Below are 17,634 nucleotides of genomic sequence, written 5' to 3'. Positions count from 1 at the left end.
TGGGGACCTCGTGGAGGTCCCGTTCCTCGGCCCGCGCATTCCTGCAGGTGCTGCGGGCCCACACCCCATCCTCCTCCCTGGCGTAAGCCGCGCCCGCCGACAAAGGGCCCGAATCGACGGGTCCTTCGACCCTAAAAGCCACATCAGTGATCGGAAACGGCCAGCGGATTCGCCCGGACGTGCGGCTAGAATCACGCGACTGCACAGGTGATCGAAGGGGAGGGGCGGGGCTGTGGTGCAAGCGAGGAAGATCGCGCTCTACATGATTGTGGTCTTCGTGCTGTACACGATCATCACCTCTCCCGAGCGGAGCGCCGACCTCGTTCAAATAGGGTTCGAGGGTGTTTCGAGCGCCGCGCAGGGCGTCGGAGACTTCATGTCCGAGCTCGTGAAGTAGGAGATCCACCATGATCCGCCACCTGGTCCTGTTCAAGCTGAACGACGGCGTCGAGCGGGACGACCCGCGGGTCGTCGCGGGCGCGGAGGCCTTCCGGGAGCTCGGCGGGAAGATCCCCGAGCTGCAGTTCTGGGAGTGCGCCTGGAACATCACCGACCGGCCGATCGCGTACGACTTCGCCATCAATTCGGCGGTCGCCGACGAGGACGCGCTCAAGCGGTACGTCGAGCACCCCGAGCACCAGGCCGCAGCCGGCCAGTGGCGCGCTTTCGCCACTTGGGTGATCGCCGACTACCCCTTCTGACCCTTTCGGATCTCCGGTCCCGCCGGCCCCTCCCCTATAGGAGAGGGGCTTTTCGGCATGTTTAAACCAAAACGCCCTCAACACGACACTATGCGGTGCTTGCACACAGTGGACATGTCTTGTGATGCTATGACCGCTTTTGACGGATGAGTTGACCGTAGTTGACCGCAAAGGGGTGGCGACACCGTGCCGGCCAGTACAGCGCCTCAAGTCCCGCCCCAGAACGTCCAGACGGACGACATCCAGACCGAGACCCCCGACCCCACCGCACCGGCGAGAACCCGGGGCGCGGACACCAGGGCGCTGACCCAGGTGCTGTTCGGGCGACTCAAGGACCTCGAACCCGGCACCCCGGAGCACCACAGGGTGCGCACCGCGCTGATCGAGGCGAACCTGCCTCTCGTGCGCTACGCGGCGGCCCGCTTCCGCAGCCGCAACGAGCCGATGGAGGACGTCGTCCAGGTCGGCACCATCGGCCTGATCAACGCCATCGACCGCTTCGACCCGGAACGCGGCGTCCAGTTCCCCACATTCGCCATGCCCACCGTGGTCGGCGAGATCAAGCGCTACTTCAGGGACAACGTGCGGACCGTGCACGTGCCCCGGCGGCTGCACGAGCTCTGGGTCCAGGTCACCGGCGCGACGGAGGACCTGACGACCGCTCACGGCCGCTCACCGACCACCGCCGAGATCGCCGAGCGCCTGAAGATCTCCGAGGAGGAGGTCCTCGCCTGCATCGAGGCGGGCCGCTCCTACCACGCGACCTCGCTGGAGGCCGCCCAGGAAGGTGACGGGCTGCCCGGTCTCCTGGACCGCCTCGGCTACGAGGACCCGGCGCTGGCCGGGGTCGAACACCGCGATCTGGTCCGGCATCTGCTCGTACAGCTGCCCGAGCGCGAACAACGGATCCTGCTGCTGCGCTACTACAACAACCTGACGCAGTCGCAGATCAGCGCCGAACTGGGCGTCTCCCAGATGCATGTGTCAAGGCTTCTGGCCAGAAGTTTCGCCCGACTGCGATCCGCAAACAGGATCGAAGCGTAACCGGAACGGGTAGACCCCTGGAGGGCCGCATCCGGGGGCTTAAAAGCCGCACACCCCCTGTTTCCTGCGCAGTTTCGGCGCTGACTTGTCGACATGTCACTACAGCGTGTTGCCGACATGTGACATTCTGCTGGAACCGCGTTTGCCGCAGCCCTACCTCCGGTATTCAGGTGGAGGCTGCGTTCCTCCGATGGTCGTGGCCACCGCGACCGTCCGCGACCTCAAGGGGGTGGCATGTCCGCAGAACAGGGCAGCTCGAAGGTGCTCACGCTCACGAAGAGCGTGCCGGCACCAGCCGTGCTCACCAGCTCGCCGGAAGCCATCGACACCCGCACCCTGTCCCGCTCCCTGTTCCTGCGGCTAGCCGCGCTGGGTCCCGCCCCGGGCCCCGACGGAACGGACAGCCCTGAGCGGGCCTATGTGCGGGACACACTCATCGAGCTCAACCTCCCGCTCGTGCGGTACGCGGCGGCGCGGTTCCGGAGCCGTAACGAACCCATGGAGGACATCGTCCAGGTCGGGACGATCGGCCTGATCAAGGCGATCGACCGCTTCGACTGCGAACGGGGCGTGGAATTCCCCACGTTCGCGATGCCGACCGTCGTGGGGGAGATCAAGCGCTTCTTCCGCGACACCTCGTGGTCGGTGCGGGTGCCGCGCCGGCTCCAGGAGCTGCGGCTCGCCCTCACCAAGACCAGCGACGAGCTCGCCCAGAAGCTCGACCGCTCGCCGACGGTGCCGGAGCTGGCCAAGGCGCTCGGGGTCTCCGAGGAGGACGTGGTCGACGGCCTGGCCGTGGGCAACGCCTACACAGCCTCCTCCCTGGACTCCCCGTCACCCGAGGACGACGGCGGCGAGGGCTCGCTGGCGGACCGCCTCGGATACGAGGACGCGGCGCTGGAGGGTGTCGAGTACCGCGAGTCCCTGAAGCCGCTGCTGGCCAAGCTCGCCCCTCGCGAGCGGCAGATCATCATGCTGCGCTTCTTCGCCAACATGACCCAGTCGCAGATCGGCGAGGAGGTCGGCATCTCGCAGATGCACGTCTCCCGGCTGCTGACCCGGACGCTCACCCAGCTCAGGGAGGGGCTCATCTCCGACTGACCCCTGACGGGTCCGTACGGAGCGGCTCGCCGGCCGCCGGGGCACCACGCACGCCGCCCCGGCGGCCTCGCCGTGTCCGGGCTTCCCGCGCCGCACGGAACCCACGGACGCTCCGGGCCGCGCCCGACGCAGACCGCTCCCGCGCCGACGTGCGGTGCGGGAGCGGTGCGGAAGGACGGCGTACACGCTCACGTGGGCGCCTGGCCGGTCCACGGGCCCCGGAGGGCGACGGGCCGGCCGTGAAGGGGACGGGGCGGTGGTCAGCCGAGCGCGAGCCAGGCGACCGCGCCGAGGACGACGATGACCGCGACGACGGCCACGATCACCCCGGTCTTCGAACCGGACGAGGTCGCGGCGGGCTGCTGCCTGCGCTGCGGCTCGCCCTCGTCGACGAAGGCGCGGAACATCTGCGTGCTGCCCGCCGGGTCGTGAGTGCCCTCGGGGCCCGGCTGCGGGGCGTGGGGGTTGTGTGCCATGGCCCAGGACACTAGCGAACGCGAGCCTTCCGCCCAACCCCCGGGTCCACAGGGGCCGATGCCCTTCCTCCGCGCACACGGCCTCTTCACCCGTCCGCCGGAGCGCTCCGCACCGCCTCCACGCGCCCCCCTCCCGGCCCCGGGGCAGTGACGAGGAACACATCCGGCGGGACCCACCCCCTCTGCGCTGCACGCTTGACCGGGCCCCTACGCAGCCTTTTGCGTTCCTTTACTTCTGCAAGGTCCATTTCGTTTGCCTGCGGCAACCAACTGCTTCTATCGTTGCCCTAAGCAACAAGATGTTCCCGCAAGACGCCTGGAGGGCCGGTGGCAGCACGGAGCCAGTACGAAGAACTGGCCCGGCAGCTCAGCGCCGTCGGAGCCGTCAAGCGGGGCGTCGCCCGCATCCTGCCCGCAGAGTGTCCCGGTGGCGCGGCCGCCGTGCTGACACTGCTGTCCCAGTACGGCGAGATGCGGATCTCCCGGCTTGCCGAGCTCCTGGCCGTGAACATGTCGGTGACCAGCCGACATGTGACTCACACGGTGGAGAACGGCTGGGTCGAACGGTCCCCGGACCCGGCGGACAAGCGGTCCCGCATCCTGCGGCTGACCCCCGCGGGCTACGAACTGATCGACGAGCTGGGCCGGCGGACAACCGAGATGTTCGCCCACAACCTCGTCGACTGGTCCGACGAAGAGGTCGGTCAGCTCAACACGTTGTTGTCCCGGCTGCGCGACAGCTTCTCCTGCCGCGGCTCCGGAGGGTGTGCCCCCGGAAGGCACAGCGGCGACTGCCGCGCCGGGCACTCCGACGACTCACACACCCGTACACCCGTGTAACAGAAGCAAAGAGAAGGAATTTAATGGCTACGACCACACCACCCGGTGTGCGGGGCGGCCACGCCAAGCACGGGGCTCCCGAAGCCCCCGCTGGCACGCCGATGACACACCGGCAGATCATGGAAGCGCTGACCGGGCTGCTGCTCGGCATGTTCGTCGCGATTCTGTCGTCGACGGTCGTCTCCAACGCCCTGCCCGAGATCATTTCCGACCTCGGCGGCGGCCAGAGCGCCTACACCTGGGTCGTGACGGCCTCGCTGCTGGCCATGACGGCCACCACCCCGCTGTGGGGCAAGCTCGCGGACCTGTTCAGCAAGAAGCTGCTGGTCCAGATCGCCCTGCTCATCTACGTGGGCGGCTCCATAGTCGCCGGTCTCTCGACCAGCAGCGGCATGCTCATCACCTGCCGTGTGGTGCAGGGCATCGGCGTCGGCGGTCTCTCCGCCCTCGCCCAGATCGTGATGGCCGCGATGATCTCCCCGCGCGAGCGCGGGCGTTACAGCGGCTACCTCGGCGCGGTCTTCGCCGTCGCCACCGTCGGCGGCCCGCTCCTCGGCGGTGTCATCACCGACACCAGCTGGATGGGCTGGCGCTGGTGCTTCTACGTGGGTGTGCCGTTCGCGGTCATCGCCCTGATCGTGCTCCAGAAGACCCTGAAGCTCCCCGTGGTCAAGCGCGAGGGCGTCAAGATCGACTGGTCCGGCGCGTTCTTCATCAGCGCCGCCGTCTCGCTGCTGCTGCTCTGGGTGACCTTCGCGGGCGACAAGTACGACTGGATCTCCTGGCAGACCTGGACGATGCTGGGCGGCACCGTCGTCCTCGGCGCGCTGTTCCTGTTCATCGAGTCCAAGGCCCGCGAGCCGATCATCCCGCTGCGCCTCTTCCGTAACCGCACCATCACGCTGGCCTCCGCGGCCTCGCTGTTCGTCGGTATCGGGATGTTCGCCGGCACCGTCTTCTTCAGCCAGTACTTCCAGCTGGCGCGGGACAAGTCGCCGACGATGTCCGGTGTCATGACGATCCCGATGATCGCCGGGCTCTTCCTCTCCTCGACCCTGTCGGGCCAGATCATCACCAAGACCGGCCGCTGGAAGGCCTGGCTGGTCACCGGTGGCTTCCTGCTCACCGCGGGTCTCGGGCTGCTGGGCACCATCCGGTACGACACCGAGTACTGGCAGATCGCGATCTTCATGTTCGTCATGGGTCTCGGCATCGGCATGATGATGCAGAACCTGGTGCTCGCCACGCAGAACCAGGTGGCCCCGGCCGACCTGGGCGCGGCCAGCTCCGTCGTGACGTTCTTCCGTTCCCTCGGTGGTGCGATCGGCGTCTCGGCGCTGGGTGCCGTCCTGGGCAACCGCGTCACCCACTACGTCAAGGACGGCCTCGCCGACCTCGGCCCCGAGGGTGCCGCACTGGGCCACGGCGGAACCGGCGGCGGGGGCATCCCCGACCTGGACGCGCTCCCCGCCCCGCTCCGTACGGTCATGGAGGTCGCCTACGGCCACGGTGTCGCCGACGTCTTCCTGTTCGCCGCGCCCGCCGCGCTGGTCGCCTTCCTCCTGACCCTCTTCATCAAGGAGGTCGCCCTGAAGACCAGGGCGGGCAACGACACCCCCGCCGACGGGGCCGCCGCGACGGAGTCCGTCGAGGCGCCCACCGCCGACACCGCGCTGATCGCCGAGGGAACGGCCGGGGTCACCTCGGTCGCCGTTCTGGAGGAGACGGCTGCCACGAAGGAGCTGACCATTCAGGGAACGCCCGTACGCGGTGTGGTGCGGGGCGCCGAGGGCGCACCCGTGGCCCGTGCCGCGGTCACACTGATCTCGCTGGGCGGCCGGCAGCTGGGGCGCTCCGTCGCCCAGGCCGACGGCGGCTACGTCCTGGACGCTCCGGGCTCCGGCTCGTACGTCCTGATCGCGTCCGCCGACGGCTTCCAGCCGCAGGCGTCCACCGTGGTCGTCGGCGAGGAGCCGCTGGCCTACGACATCCTGCTCGCCGGTACGAGCGGTCTCTCCGGGACCGTGCGGACCGCCGAGGGCGGCACCCCGGTCGACGGTGCCATGGTCGTCGTCACCGACGTGCGCGGCGACGTGCTGGCCACGGGCGTCTCGGGCGACGCGGGTGAGTTCACCTTCGGTGACCTGATCCCCGGCTCGGTGACCGTAGCGGTCACGGCCGCGGGCTTCCGTCCGCTGGCCCTGCCGGTGGAGGTCGGCGGCCAGGGTGTCACCCGGGTCGACGTGGCCCTGCGGTCCGGCGCGCTGGTGCGGGGTGTCGTCAAGGCCGGCTCCCGCCGGGCACCGCTGAACGACGCCCGGGTCACGCTGGTCGACGCGGCCGGCAACGTGGTCGCCACCTCGACGACCGGGGAGGACGGCGTGTACGCCTTCACCGACCTGGACGCCGGTGAGTATTCCGTGATCGCGACCGGCTACCCGCCGGTGGCGGGCTCGCTGACCGTGAGCGGCAGCGGAGTCGACGGTCACGACATCGAGCTCGCCCACCCGGGCGAGTAAGAAGGAAAGATCCGCAAAGACCCCTGGCGGGACAGCACTTCGAGCGGAGAGGCTGTGGCCGCCGGTGGAAATGGGCCCCGTGGCGGGAACGGCAGGCAGGGGACGGCCTGCCGATCCCGCCCCGGGGCCCGGCTTATTGAGACCGCACGCATGTGCCGGTCGGTCTAAGTCGCTGCTTCACGAGTGATTTGAGCAAGGAGAGAACACGGGATGGGACTTCGCGCACAGGTACGTACGCGGGACGGCTGGGCGGTCCAGCACGCGGTCGTGACGGTGACCGACATGACGGGCACCCAGGTGCTCCGCGCGGCCGCCGACGAGAACGGGGCCGTCCGCACCGACGATCTCCTCCAGGCCGGCGCGTACACGGTGATCGTCACGGCGGTGGGTTACGCCCCCGCCGCGTCCACCGCGCTCGTCACGGCCAGCGGCCGCGTCGAGGCCGGAACCGTGGTGCTGGCCCGGCAGGGCGGTGTGGAACTGCCGCCTCCGGGCATCTGGTCGCTGGACCCGGTGCACTCGTCGGTGGCCGCCGTCGCACAGCACCTGGGGATCTCCAGCGTGCACGGCCGGTTCACCGAATTCGGCGGCCGTATCGAGATCACCGAGAACGTCCAGAACTCCCGGGTGGAGGCCTTCATCGCCTCCACCAGCATCGACACCGGCAACGCCATGCGGGACAAGCACCTGCGCTCGGCGGACTTCCTGGACGTGGAGACGTTCCCGGAGCTCACCTACCGCTCCCGTGCGCTGACCCCGGCCGGCCCCGACCGCTGGACGGTGCACGGCCTGCTCACCATGCACGGCATCGCGCGGGACGTGGACCTCGACCTCAGCTACCTGGGCACCGGGCCCGACCCGTGGGGCGGGGTGCGGGCGGCCTTCCACGCCACGGCCGAGCTGCGCCGCGACGACTTCGCCATGAACTACAACCAGGTGCTGCAGGCGGGCATCTCCGCGATCGGCACGACCCTGCGCGTGGAACTCGACATCCAGGCGGTCCAGGGCGACTCCCTCCCGGGATAAGGCGGTCCGAAGGCCCTAGGGTTGGCCGTATGGCACCCAACATCGCGACCAACACCGCCGTGGAGCTCGGGGAACTGCTGGACTTCGTGCGGCCCCGGCACCGGGCGATCCTGCTGACCACCCGGTCCGACGGCCGCCCCCAGGGCTCCCCGCTCACCTGCGGGGTGGACGACGCGGGGCGGATCGTCGTCTCGACCTACCCCGAACGGGCCAAGACCCGGAACGCCAAGCGGGACGAGCGGGTCAGCGTGATCGTCCTGTCGGACGAGTGGAACGGACCCTGGGTCCAGGTCGACGGCTCGGCCGAGGTGATCGACTCACCGGATTCGGTCGAGCCCCTCGTCGAGTACTTCCGCAACATCTCCGGCGAGCACCCGGACTGGGACGAGTACCGGGCGGCGATGATCAAGCAGGGGAAGTCCATCATCCGGATCACTCCGGAGCGCTGGAGTCCGGTCGCCACCGGCGGCTTCCCCGCCCACCTGGCCGGCGGCGGCTGACCGATGACCCCGCCCCACCCGGACCCGCTCGCGCGGGCCCGGCTGCTGACCTCCCCGTCCGTCGGACCGGCCGTGGTCCGTGAGCTGGAACGGATCACCGGCCGGCCGGCCGTACCGGTGTACGCCACCGCGCCCGACGTCCCCTTCGTGTACGTGGGGGACGTGCTGCCCGACGCGCTGCGGGTCGCCGGCCTGTTGTGGTTCCACAGCGTCAACGCGGGTACGGACGCGTTGCTCGCCGCCGGGCCCTGGCCCGAAGGGGCCCTGCTGACGCGGACGGTGGGACGGATGGGCGAGCGGATCGCCCAGTACACGCTGGCCTGGATCCTCGCCGAGTGCCAGTCCGTCCCGGAGCACACCGCGCAGCACTCCCGGTCCGAGTGGCGCCGCCTCCCGTCCGAGCTCGCTGCCGGACGGACCGCCGTCGTCCACGGCACCGGTCGCATCGGCTCCGCCGTCGCCGGCCTGCTGCGCGCCTGCTCCGTACACACGGTGGGCGTGGGCCGCACTCCCCGCGCCGCGCCCGCGGGCTTCGACCGGGTGGTCCTGGCCGGCTCGGAGGAGGAGACGGCGGCGCTGGCGGAGGCAAGGTGGGTGGTGTCCGCCCTGCCCCTGACCGGTGACACGGAGCGCTTCTTCGACGCCGCCAGATTCACCGCGATGCGGGGCGCCACCTTCGTCAACGTCGGCCGGGGCGCGACGGTGGACATGGCGGCGCTGGAGGCCGCGCTGCACGGCGGGACGGTCCGCCGCGCCGTGCTCGACGTGCTGCCCGACGAGCCCGCGGCGCCCGGCGACCGCGCCTGGCGGCTGCCGCGCACCGTGATCACGTCGCACTCGGCCGGCATCACGGCCGACGAGGACGTCGTCGCCGACTTCGAGTCCTGCTGGCAGGCGGTCACCGAGGGGCTCACACCGGCCCTGGCCGTGGACACCCGCCGCGGCTACTGAAGGCCGGGCTCGTCCTACGGCCGGCGCGCCGCCCGTTCGCACGTCGCCTCGATGCCCGCGATCAGGAGGTCCAGCGCGAACGTGAAGTCCCGCTCGCGCATCTCCTCCACCGTCGCCCCGCCACGCGCGTCCATGAGGTTCTCCGAGGGCCGCATGGCCTGGTGGATCTCCGGGTCCGCGCGGATCGTTCCCATCGCCCGCTCGAAGTACTCGTCCTGAGTGAGCCCGGCCTCCACCGTGCGCTGCACGAAGTGGCCCTCGGTGGTGCCGAATCCGTAGACGAACTGGAAGACGGCCGCCATCGCGCCCGTCTGTCGCTCCAGGGGCAGCCCGGTCGCCCGGACGACGTCCTGGACGGCGTACGAGAACAGCATCGAGTGCGGGCCGATGTTCAGGAAGCTGCCGATGAGGGCCGACACCCAGGGGTGCCGGACGAACATCTTCCGGTAGCTGGTGGCCAGTTCACGCAGGCGGTCGCGCCAGTCGATGTCCTCCGCCGTGGCCGGGATCTCGCCGAAGACGGTGTCCAGGGCGAGTTCCAGCAGGTCGTCCTTGGTGTCGACGTACCAGTAGAGGGACATCGCCGTGACGTCGAGCTCGGCGGCGAGGCGCCGCATGGAGAACTTCGCGAGTCCGTCGGCGTCCAGCAGCCGGACGCTCGCCGCCGTGATCCTGTCCCGGTCGAGGCCGGCCGGCTGATCCGCCTTACGGGTGCGCGACGGTGTCCGCCGGTCCAGCCACACACTGACCCTGGCAGGGTTCCTCACACGGTCTGCCGCGGACCCCATGGCGCACACTCCTCGTCTCGCGGTGGCTCTCCTGCGTACCGGCGCCCCCGTCCGATGCTATGCCCGTCACCTGGGGTTCTCAGTCGGCCTCCCTGCGCTCCGCCCGCCTCAGCAGGACCGCGGCCAGCAGACCACCGGCCAGGACCGCCGCCGCTCCGACCAGTTGGCTGGTCTCCAGGCCCGAGGCGAAGGCGTCCGTGATCCGCTCGCGGTCCGCCGCCCCGCCGGCTGCGGCGAGCGCCGCGGGCAGTGAGGCGGCCCCGGCGACACCCGGTACGAGCGCGGCGAACCGGGAGTTGAGCACGGCTCCGAGCACGGCGACCCCGAGCCCGTTGCCGAACTCGGCGAGCGTGCCGTTCACCCCGGCGCCCACGCCCGCCTTCTCCGGCGGGATGGCGCTCATGATCGCGTTGGCCATCGCGGGCATGGCGAGCGCGACGCCCGCCCCCATGACGATCAGGCCGAGCAGCATGCCGCCGTAGTCCCGCCCGCCCAGCAGGGCGATCGCCCCGAGCCCGGCGGCCAGCAGGCTCATCCCGGCGGCGATGACGGCGGGCGTGCCCAGCTTCCCCACGAGCCGGGCGCCGAGCCCCGTGAGGTTGAGCGCGACGACGGTGAGGGCGAGCGGAGCCGTCCGCACTCCGGCCTCCAGCGGCTCGTAGCCGAGGACGAACTGCAGGTGCTGGGTCAGCAGGAAGAGTGAACCCGTCATCCCGAAGGCGACGAGGATCGCACCCGCGACCGCGCCGGTGAACCTCTGGTTGCGGAAGAAGCGCATGTCCAGCATCGGGTACGGGACGTGGAGCTCCCACAGGACGAATCCGGTGAGGACGGCTGCCCCGGCGAAGGCCGTCAGCAGGACCGGGCCGGAGCCCCAGCCGTGCTCGGGGCCGGAGATGATCGCGTACACGACGGAGGCCATGCCGAGGGTGGAGAGCAGCGCCCCGACCAGGTCCGGGCGGTCGCCGTGGGGGTTCCTCGACTCGGGGACGAGCCGGACGACCGCGACGAGGCCGATGACCGCCACGGGGATGTTGATCAGGAAGATCGCGCCCCACCAGAAGTGGTCGAGCATCGCCCCGCCGATCAGCGGACCGGCGGCGAAGCCCAGCGAGCTCACGGTGGACCAGATGCCGATGGCCTTGACGCGCTCGGTGTCGTCGAAGATCTGCACCACGACGGCGAGGGTGGTCGTCATCAGCAGCGCGCCTCCGACACCCATCCCCGCGCGGGCGGCGATCAGTTGTCCGGAGGACTGCGCGAGCCCTGCGGCCAGCGAACCGACGCCGAACAGCGCGAGCCCGGCGACCAGCATCTTCTTCCGGCCGTATCGGTCGGCGGCGCTGCCCGCGGTGAGGACGAGCCCCGACTGGACGAGCGCGTAGGCGTTGATCATCCACTGCACATCGGCGGTGGAGGCGTGCAGATCCGAGGTGAGCGAGGGGATCGCGACGTTCAGGACGGTGTTGTCGAGCAGCACCGTGAGCTGGGCGAGGCAGATGACCCCGAGGATCACCCAACGCCGCGCGTGGCCGCTGCGGGGGGTGAGGTCGTTCTGCTCGGCGGTGGTCGCCGTCATGCGGGCTCCTGGTTCCGGTGCACTCGTACGGTGTATGGGAGGTGCTCCTGTACACCGTATGGCATTGCCTCTACGGCGTACAACACATATGCGTACGGCCTCCGGATCCGCACCGGGGACGCCACAGGGCGGTTGCCCCGGAGCCTGTGCTCCGGGGCCACCGCCCTGCTACCGGGGTCTCAGCTCTTCGGCTGGGTGAGGTCGTAGAAGGTCGCGCTTCCCGCGGTGACCTCCTTGAAGTTCTCCTCCACCCACGTCGTGATCTGGGAGGAGGCGCCCTCGCCGCCGCCGCCCGTGCCGCCCGAGATCAAGTAGTGGATCTTGCCGTCCTCCACGTACTTCTTGAACTGGGCAAGCGTCGGGGACGGGTCGCTGCCGTTGAAGCCGCCGATCGCCATCACCGGGTCACCGGTGGCGAGCTGGTAGCTCGCGGCGTTCTGCGAACCGATGGCCGCGGCGGTCCAGGTGTAGGCGTCCGCGTTCTGCTTCAGGAGCGTCTTGGCCTCGGAGTCGACGGAGGCGCCGTTGAGCAGACCGCCCATGCCTCCTCCGCCGCCCGCGCCGCCTTCGCCCGTGCCGCCGCCGGGCATCCCGCCCTGCTGACCGCCGGGAGCCTGGCCCTGCTGGCCCTGGCCGGGGGCGCCGCCGGGCATGCCGCCGGCCGGCGCGTTGCCGGGAGCCTGTCCGCCCTGCGCGTTGCCCTGTGCCTGGCCGCCCGGCTGTGTGCCCTGGCCGGGGGGCTGCATGCCGCCGCCCTCGCCGCCACCGGGACCGCCGCCCCGGCCGCCACCGGGGCCGCCCATGCTCGCGCCCGAGGGACCCGCCGTGACGATCGAGCCCTGGTGCCCTGTGCCGAGCGTGCTGATCGTGTACGCCGTCGGCCCGGCCAGCGACGCCGCCAGACCCAGACCCGCGACGCCCAGCACGAGCGTCCGGCCCAGCCGTGCGGCGAACAGCAGCCCCACGGCGCCCACGAGACCACCGGTCAGGACCGCCCAGCGCAGCCAGGGGAAGTAGTCCGGGGTACGCCCCAGCAGGACATACGCCCAGACGGCCGTCGCCGCGACGGTCACGCCGAGCGCGGCGCCCGCCCACCACTTGCTCCGCTCCTCCCAGAGGACCGTGGCGCCCATGCCGACCAGCGCCGCGATGTAGGGCGCCAGGGCGACCGTGTAGTACTGGTGGAAGATGCCGGCCATGAAGCTGAAGACGAAGGCCGTCATCAGCAGCGAACCGCCCCAGGCGAGGAACGCCGCACGGGCCGTGTCGGTCCGCTTCGCCCGCCAGGTCAGGCAGATGCCCGCCACCAGCAGGATCAGCGCGGCGGGCAGCAGCCAGGAGATCTGGCCGCCGATCTCGGAGTTGAACATGCGGCCGATGCCGGTCTCGCCCCAGCCGCCGCCCTGTCCGCCACCGCCGCCACCGCCGACGCTGCCGGTCTCCTCGCCGTTGATACGGCCGAGTCCGTTGTAGCCGAAGGTGAGTTCCAGGAAGGAGTTGTTCTGCGAACCGCCGATGTACGGGCGCGACGAGGCGGGCCACAGCTCGACGATCGCCACCCACCAGCCGCCGGACACGATCATCGCCAGTGCCGCCAGGCCGAGCTGGCCGAACCGCTTCCGGACGGAGACCGGCGCGAACACCGCGTACAGCACGGCGAGCGGCGGCAGGATCAGGAAGGCCTGCAGCGTCTTCGACAGGAACGCGAGACCCACCGCGACGCCCGCCCAGACCAGCCACTTCGTCCGGCCGCCCTCCATCGCGCGCAGCACGCAGTAGACGGTGACGGTCATCAGGAGCGCGAGCAGCGCGTCCGGATTGTTGAAGCGGAACATCAGCGCGGCGACCGGCGTCAGCGCGAAGACCACCATGGTGATCAGCCCGGCCGCGGCGCTGAAGCGGCGGCGCACGGCCCCGTAGAGGACACCGGCGGTGGCGACGGCCATCAGCACCTGGGGCGCGAGGATCGCCCAGGAGCTCAGGCCGAAGATCCGGACCGAGAGGGCCATCGGCCAGAGCGTGGCCGGGGGCTTGTCGACGGTGATCGCGTTCGCCGAGTCCAGCGAGCCGAAGAAGAAGGCCTTCCAGCTCTGGCTGCCGGCCTGCACGGCCGCGGAGTAGAAGGAGTTGGCGTAGCCGGAGGCGCTCAGATTCCACAGGTACGCGAGCGCGACGACCAGCAGCACTCCGAGGAAGGCGGGCCTCGCCCAGCGCGGGTCCTCGGGCCTGCCCCGGCGGATGCGCCGCGACAGCGGCACCCTCCTGCCCGCGGCGTGCGCGGGCGCCCCTGGGGTGTCGGGCGGGGCCTGGAGGCGATCGGAGTGGGTGGCGGCGGTCATCGGGCGTTCCTCAGTTCGTGTGCGGCACCCTGGCGGGCGTCCTGGTGGTCGGTGCGCCGGTCGGGGAAGACCCAGGCACGGAAGAGCAGAAACCGCAGCACCGTTGCCGCGAGGTTGGCCGCGATCAGCACGGCGAGTTCCGTGCCGTGCGACGCCGATCCGGACGCCGTCCCGAGGGCGGCGAGCGATCCGCTGGTGAGGGCGAGCCCGATCGCGAAGACGACGAGTCCCTGCGCCTGGTGGCGCACGGCTCCGCCCCGGCCGCGCACGCCGAAGGTGAGCCTCCGGTTCGCCGCCGTGTTGGCCACGGCGGACACCAGGAGGGCCGCCGCGTTGGCGAACTGCGGGCCGACGCCCAGCCGGAAGAGGGAGTACAGGACGAGGTAGACCAGGGTGGAGAGTGCACCCACGACGCAGAACCCGACCAGCTGCCTGGCGAGTCCGCGCGGCACCCCGGGCACGGCCCGGTCGCGCGGGTCGTCCCCGAAGGGCCGCGCCAGGCGGTCGAGCGGCAGCGCCCCGGTGGCCAGGGCCCGGCCCACCCGCCAGACCCCCTTGAGGTCGTCGGTCGCGGTCCTGACGATGTGCACGGTGGAGTCCGGGTCGTCGACCCAGTCGACCGGCACCTCGTGGATGCGCAGCCCGGCCCGCTCGGCGAGGACCAGCATCTCCGTGTCGAAGAACCATCCGGTGTCCTCGACCATCGGCAGCAGCCGCTGCGCGACCTCGCGCCGTATGGCCTTGAAGCCGCACTGGGCGTCGCTGAACCTGGCGGCCAGCGAGGAGCGCAGGATGAGGTTGTAGGCCCGCGAGATGAACTCACGCTTCGATCCCCGCACCACCCGCGAACTGCGGGCGAGGCGCGAGCCGATGGCCAGGTCGGAGTGGCCGGAGATCAGCGGGGCGACCAGCGGCAGCAGGGCGTTGAGGTCGGTCGAGAGGTCGACGTCCATGTAGGCGAGGACAGGGGAGTCCGAGTGGGACCAGACGGTCCGCAGCGCCCGGCCCCGGCCCTTCTCCTCCAGCCGGTACGACCGCACCTCGGGGATGAGGGCCGCGAGCCGGGCCGCCACCTCGGGCGTACGGTCGGTGCTCGCGTTGTCCGCCACGGTGATCCGGAATCCGTAGGGGAACGTCCGCGCCAGATGGTCGTGGAGGCGCAGCACGCACGTTTCGAGGTCCTTCTCCTCGTTGTACACGGGGATCACTACGTCGAGTACGGGAGCGCCGACCGCTGCGGCCAGGAGATGTTCCCGGGCCGGCAGGGTGCTCCAAGGAGTGTCGGTTCGCATGACACAGACACTCGCCAACCACGCTGTCACATCCGTGTGGTGAGCCTGTGGTCCGTCTGTGAGTACGTCACGGGGGCACCGAGCGTTCCGTTTTCCCAGGTCACAGCCTCGTGGCCGAAACTCTCCGGCCGGGGCGCGGAGACATGGGCGGGGCTGTCCGTGCCTCCCCCGTACACCGCGTCGGCCGGCAGATGGACCGCGAACACCGTGTTGCCCGGCACCGACCGCACCTCGGCCAGCCCGCCGTGCGCGGCGACGACGGCCTGCACGATGGCGAGGCCGAGACCCGTCGACCCGGCGTGCCGGGAGCGCGAGGCGTCTCCGCGCGCGAACCGTTCGAAGACATGCGGCTGCAACTCGGCGGGGATGCCGGGCCCGTTGTCCTGGACCTCCAGGGTCACCCAGGGCAGCTCCCCGCGCGCCTGCCGAAGGCGGACCGTGACCGTGGTCCCCGGCGGGGTGTGCGTGCGCGCGTTCGCGAGCAGATTGACCAGCACCTGCTGGATCCTCGTCGGGTCCGCCGACACCGTCGCCGGCACCTCCGGCAGGTCGAGCCGCCAGTGGTGGGTGGCTCCGGAGGAGCCGTCGGGGGCCCGGTCCGCGACGCGGGCGTCGCTCACCGCGTCGATGACGAGCGGCGAGAGATCGGTGCTCTCGTACGAGAGCGGCCGGCCGGCGTCGAGACGTGCCAGGAGCAGCAGGTCCTCGACCATGCCCGTCATCCGTTCCGCCTCGGACTCGATCCGCCCCAGGGCATGCCGGGTGTCGGGTCCGGTGTTCTCCCGCCCGCGGCGCGTCAGTTCGGCGTACCCGCGGATCGAGGCGAGCGGTGTGCGCAGCTCGTGACTGGCGTCCGCGACGAACTGACGTACCCGCGTCTCGCTCTTCTGCCGGGCCTCCAGGGCCGAACCGACGTGCCCCAGCATTCTGTTGAGGGCGGCGCCGACCTGACCCACCTCGGTGCGCGGATCGGCCTCGGCGTCCGGCACCCGTTCGAGGAGGGCGACCTCGCCACTGTGCAGAGGGAGTTCGGAGACCCGGGTCGCCGTGGCGGCCACCCTGCGCAGCGGGCGCAGGGCGACACCGACCATCGCGGTACCGGCGATGCCGGCGGCGATGAGCCCGGCACAGGTGACACAGACCTCGACGACGATCAGGGTGTTGACGGCCTTGTCCACCTCGGCCGTGGGAATGCCTACCACTACGGACGCGCCGGAGCCCGACGGGACGACCTGCACGCGGTAGCCGCCCAGCCCCGGAAGCTCGACGTCATGGGCTTCGCCGTCCGGGGCCACGTCGGCGGCTTCGAGGGCGTCCCGCTGCGCGTCGGTCAGCTCCTCGGCGCTCTCCCGGGCGTCCGGCCCCTTGATCACCTTCGAGGCGGTGACGGAACCGCCGGAGACGACGGCGCCGAACGTGTCGGGGGTGCCCCTGCCGATGAAGGCCAGCGGCTCCTCGTCGCTCTTGGGACCACCCGGTGCGATCTTGCCGCTGCCCGGCGGAGGCTGCTGGGCCACTCTGGCGATGTCGCGCAACTGGCCGTCCAGCTTCCCGGCCATGTAGCTCTGGAAGGCGATCGCGGTGACCGAACCGATCACGGCGGCGACCACCGCGATGAGCGTCACCGCGTACACGACGAGACGGGTGCGGAGCGTCCAGGGGCGGCGCGTGCCCTTCCCGCTCACGGAGTCAGTCACCCGGCTTGATGAGGTATCCCGCCCCGCGCCGGGTGTGGATCATCGGGGTGCGCCCCGCGTCGATCTTCTTGCGCAGGTAGGAGATGTACAGCTCGACGACGTTGGCCTGGCCGCCGAAGTCGTAGTTCCAGACCCGGTCGAGGATCTGCGCCTTGCTCAGCACCCGGCGCGGATTGCGCATCAGGAAGCGCAGCAGCTCGAACTCGGTCGCCGTGAGATGGATCGAGTCGTCGCCCCGGCTCACCTCATGGCTGTCCTCGTCCAGCACCAGGTCACCCACGACGAGCGTCGAATCACTGCGGGCCGAGGCCGTACCGGAGCGGCGGATCAGCCCGCGCAGCCGCGCCACGACCTCCTCCAGGCTGAACGGCTTGGTGACGTAGTCGTCACCTCCCGCCGTGAGCCCCGCGATCCGGTCCTCCACCGAGTCCCGCGCGGTCAGGAACAGCACGGGCACGTCGGAGAGTTCGCGCCGCAGCCGGCCGAGCACCGCCAAGCCGTCCATGTCGGGGAGCATCACATCGAGGATCACCGCGTCGGGGCGGAAGTCGCGCGCCGTACGGACGGCCCCCGCACCGTCCCCGGCGCTGCGCACCTCCCACCCCTCGTAACGCAGGGCCATCGAGAGCAGCTCGGCGAGCGGAGCCTCGTCGTCCACGACCAGTACGCGGATGGGATTGCGGTCGGGCCTGAGCAGTTCTGTACGCCCCTGGGGCGAGGTCGTCGTCATGGCTGAAGCCTGTGGGACGGCCGTGAGAGAGGCCTTTCGCCTGCCTGTGAA

16 protein-coding genes are annotated in these 17,634 nt (G+C 70.8%); 9 read left to right on the top strand and 7 right to left on the bottom strand.

Annotated elements, in window-relative coordinates; genetic code table 11:
• Positions 1 to 232: 232 nt before the first annotated feature.
• The 4 genes from OG379_RS20295 (at position 233) to OG379_RS20280 (ending at position 2,846) form a co-directional block, all read left to right on the top strand.
• Positions 233 to 397: a hypothetical protein gene (locus tag OG379_RS20295; RefSeq protein WP_014155101.1), complete on the top strand. Its 165-nt coding sequence runs from the start codon at positions 233 to 235 to the stop codon at positions 395 to 397.
• A gap of 10 nt (positions 398 to 407) precedes the next feature.
• Positions 408 to 701, top strand: coding sequence for a Dabb family protein (locus OG379_RS20290; protein ID WP_104787561.1), 294 nt, complete (start codon positions 408 to 410; stop codon positions 699 to 701).
• Positions 702 to 887: 186 nt separating this feature from the next.
• Positions 888 to 1,745 (top strand): RNA polymerase sigma factor SigF, encoded by an 858-nt coding sequence (locus OG379_RS20285; protein WP_393766164.1) that lies wholly within the window; start codon positions 888 to 890, stop codon positions 1,743 to 1,745.
• A 234-nt stretch (positions 1,746 to 1,979) separates the two neighbouring features.
• On the top strand, positions 1,980 to 2,846 hold the full coding sequence (locus OG379_RS20280; protein WP_405664606.1) for an RNA polymerase sigma factor SigF: 867 nt from the start codon (positions 1,980 to 1,982) through the stop codon (positions 2,844 to 2,846).
• Between the two features lie 260 nt (positions 2,847 to 3,106).
• Here OG379_RS20280 and OG379_RS20275 read toward each other — a convergent pair whose 3' ends face one another.
• The gene (locus OG379_RS20275) at positions 3,107 to 3,322 is read right to left on the bottom strand and encodes a hypothetical protein (RefSeq protein ID WP_124277992.1); all 216 of its coding nucleotides are present in this window, start codon (positions 3,320 to 3,322) and stop codon (positions 3,107 to 3,109) included.
• A 327-nt stretch (positions 3,323 to 3,649) separates the two neighbouring features.
• Between OG379_RS20275 and OG379_RS20270 the strand changes: the two genes are divergently transcribed.
• From OG379_RS20270 to OG379_RS20250, 5 genes are all read left to right on the top strand, one after another.
• Positions 3,650 to 4,162: a MarR family winged helix-turn-helix transcriptional regulator gene (locus OG379_RS20270; protein WP_405664605.1), complete on the top strand. Its 513-nt coding sequence runs from the start codon at positions 3,650 to 3,652 to the stop codon at positions 4,160 to 4,162.
• A gap of 23 nt (positions 4,163 to 4,185) precedes the next feature.
• Positions 4,186 to 6,681, top strand: coding sequence for an MFS transporter (locus tag OG379_RS20265; protein ID WP_405664604.1), 2,496 nt, complete (start codon positions 4,186 to 4,188; stop codon positions 6,679 to 6,681).
• A gap of 210 nt (positions 6,682 to 6,891) precedes the next feature.
• Positions 6,892 to 7,707 carry a YceI family protein gene (locus OG379_RS20260; RefSeq protein ID WP_405664603.1) on the top strand — a complete coding sequence of 272 codons (816 nt, stop codon included), beginning with the start codon at positions 6,892 to 6,894 and terminating at the stop codon, positions 7,705 to 7,707.
• Between the two features lie 29 nt (positions 7,708 to 7,736).
• Positions 7,737 to 8,207: a PPOX class F420-dependent oxidoreductase gene (locus OG379_RS20255; RefSeq protein WP_405664602.1), complete on the top strand. Its 471-nt coding sequence runs from the start codon at positions 7,737 to 7,739 to the stop codon at positions 8,205 to 8,207.
• Positions 8,208 to 8,210: 3 nt separating this feature from the next.
• Positions 8,211 to 9,158 (top strand): NAD(P)-dependent oxidoreductase, encoded by a 948-nt coding sequence (locus tag OG379_RS20250; RefSeq protein ID WP_405664601.1) that lies wholly within the window; start codon positions 8,211 to 8,213, stop codon positions 9,156 to 9,158.
• A 14-nt stretch (positions 9,159 to 9,172) separates the two neighbouring features.
• Here OG379_RS20250 and OG379_RS20245 read toward each other — a convergent pair whose 3' ends face one another.
• The 6 genes from OG379_RS20245 to OG379_RS20220 form a co-directional block, all read right to left on the bottom strand.
• On the bottom strand, positions 9,173 to 9,946 hold the full coding sequence (locus OG379_RS20245; protein ID WP_405664600.1) for a TetR/AcrR family transcriptional regulator: 774 nt from the start codon (positions 9,944 to 9,946) through the stop codon (positions 9,173 to 9,175).
• Positions 9,947 to 10,025: 79 nt separating this feature from the next.
• Complete coding sequence (locus OG379_RS20240) at positions 10,026 to 11,525, bottom strand: MFS transporter (protein ID WP_405664599.1); 1,500 nt, start codon at positions 11,523 to 11,525, stop codon at positions 10,026 to 10,028.
• A 179-nt stretch (positions 11,526 to 11,704) separates the two neighbouring features.
• Entirely contained in the window at positions 11,705 to 13,864 is a 2,160-nt protein-coding gene (locus tag OG379_RS20235; protein ID WP_405664598.1) for an ArnT family glycosyltransferase, read from the bottom strand.
• Positions 13,861 to 15,156 (bottom strand): glycosyltransferase, encoded by a 1,296-nt coding sequence (locus OG379_RS20230; RefSeq protein ID WP_393766173.1) that lies wholly within the window; start codon positions 15,154 to 15,156, stop codon positions 13,861 to 13,863. Before OG379_RS20230 ends, OG379_RS20235 begins: the two co-directional genes overlap by 4 nt.
• A 26-nt stretch (positions 15,157 to 15,182) precedes the next feature.
• A complete protein-coding gene (locus OG379_RS20225; protein ID WP_405664597.1) occupies positions 15,183 to 16,853 on the bottom strand; it encodes a sensor histidine kinase in 1,671 nt (556 codons plus the stop codon).
• Positions 16,846 to 17,583, bottom strand: coding sequence for a response regulator transcription factor (locus OG379_RS20220; protein WP_405664596.1), 738 nt, complete (start codon positions 17,581 to 17,583; stop codon positions 16,846 to 16,848). The genes OG379_RS20225 and OG379_RS20220 overlap by 8 nt, the downstream gene beginning before the upstream one ends.
• Positions 17,584 to 17,634: the final 51 nt, after the last annotated feature.

The sequence above is a fragment of the Streptomyces sp. NBC_01166 genome (assembly GCF_045039765.1).
Taxonomy (GTDB): domain Bacteria; phylum Actinomycetota; class Actinomycetes; order Streptomycetales; family Streptomycetaceae; genus Streptomyces.
This window is presented reverse-complemented; position numbering and strand designations above follow the sequence as displayed.

Excerpts from the sequence above, each read along its gene's own strand:
- OG379_RS20290 (WP_104787561.1), top strand. The coding sequence starts at position 408 with ATGATCCGCCACCTGGTCCTGTTCAAGCTGAACGACGGCGTCGAGCGG.
- OG379_RS20280 (WP_405664606.1), top strand. The coding sequence starts at position 1,980 with ATGTCCGCAGAACAGGGCAGCTCGAAGGTGCTCACGCTCACGAAGAGC.
- OG379_RS20275 (WP_124277992.1), bottom strand. The coding sequence starts at position 3,322 with ATGGCACACAACCCCCACGCCCCGCAGCCGGGCCCCGAGGGCACTCAC.
- OG379_RS20265 (WP_405664604.1), top strand. The coding sequence starts at position 4,186 with ATGGCTACGACCACACCACCCGGTGTGCGGGGCGGCCACGCCAAGCAC.
- OG379_RS20260 (WP_405664603.1), top strand. The coding sequence starts at position 6,892 with ATGGGACTTCGCGCACAGGTACGTACGCGGGACGGCTGGGCGGTCCAG.
- OG379_RS20255 (WP_405664602.1), top strand. The coding sequence starts at position 7,737 with ATGGCACCCAACATCGCGACCAACACCGCCGTGGAGCTCGGGGAACTG.
- OG379_RS20250 (WP_405664601.1), top strand. The coding sequence starts at position 8,211 with ATGACCCCGCCCCACCCGGACCCGCTCGCGCGGGCCCGGCTGCTGACC.
- OG379_RS20245 (WP_405664600.1), bottom strand. The coding sequence starts at position 9,946 with ATGGGGTCCGCGGCAGACCGTGTGAGGAACCCTGCCAGGGTCAGTGTG.
- OG379_RS20240 (WP_405664599.1), bottom strand. The coding sequence starts at position 11,525 with ATGACGGCGACCACCGCCGAGCAGAACGACCTCACCCCCCGCAGCGGC.
- OG379_RS20235 (WP_405664598.1), bottom strand. The coding sequence starts at position 13,864 with ATGACCGCCGCCACCCACTCCGATCGCCTCCAGGCCCCGCCCGACACC.
- OG379_RS20230 (WP_393766173.1), bottom strand. The coding sequence starts at position 15,156 with ATGCGAACCGACACTCCTTGGAGCACCCTGCCGGCCCGGGAACATCTC.
- OG379_RS20220 (WP_405664596.1), bottom strand. The coding sequence starts at position 17,583 with ATGACGACGACCTCGCCCCAGGGGCGTACAGAACTGCTCAGGCCCGAC.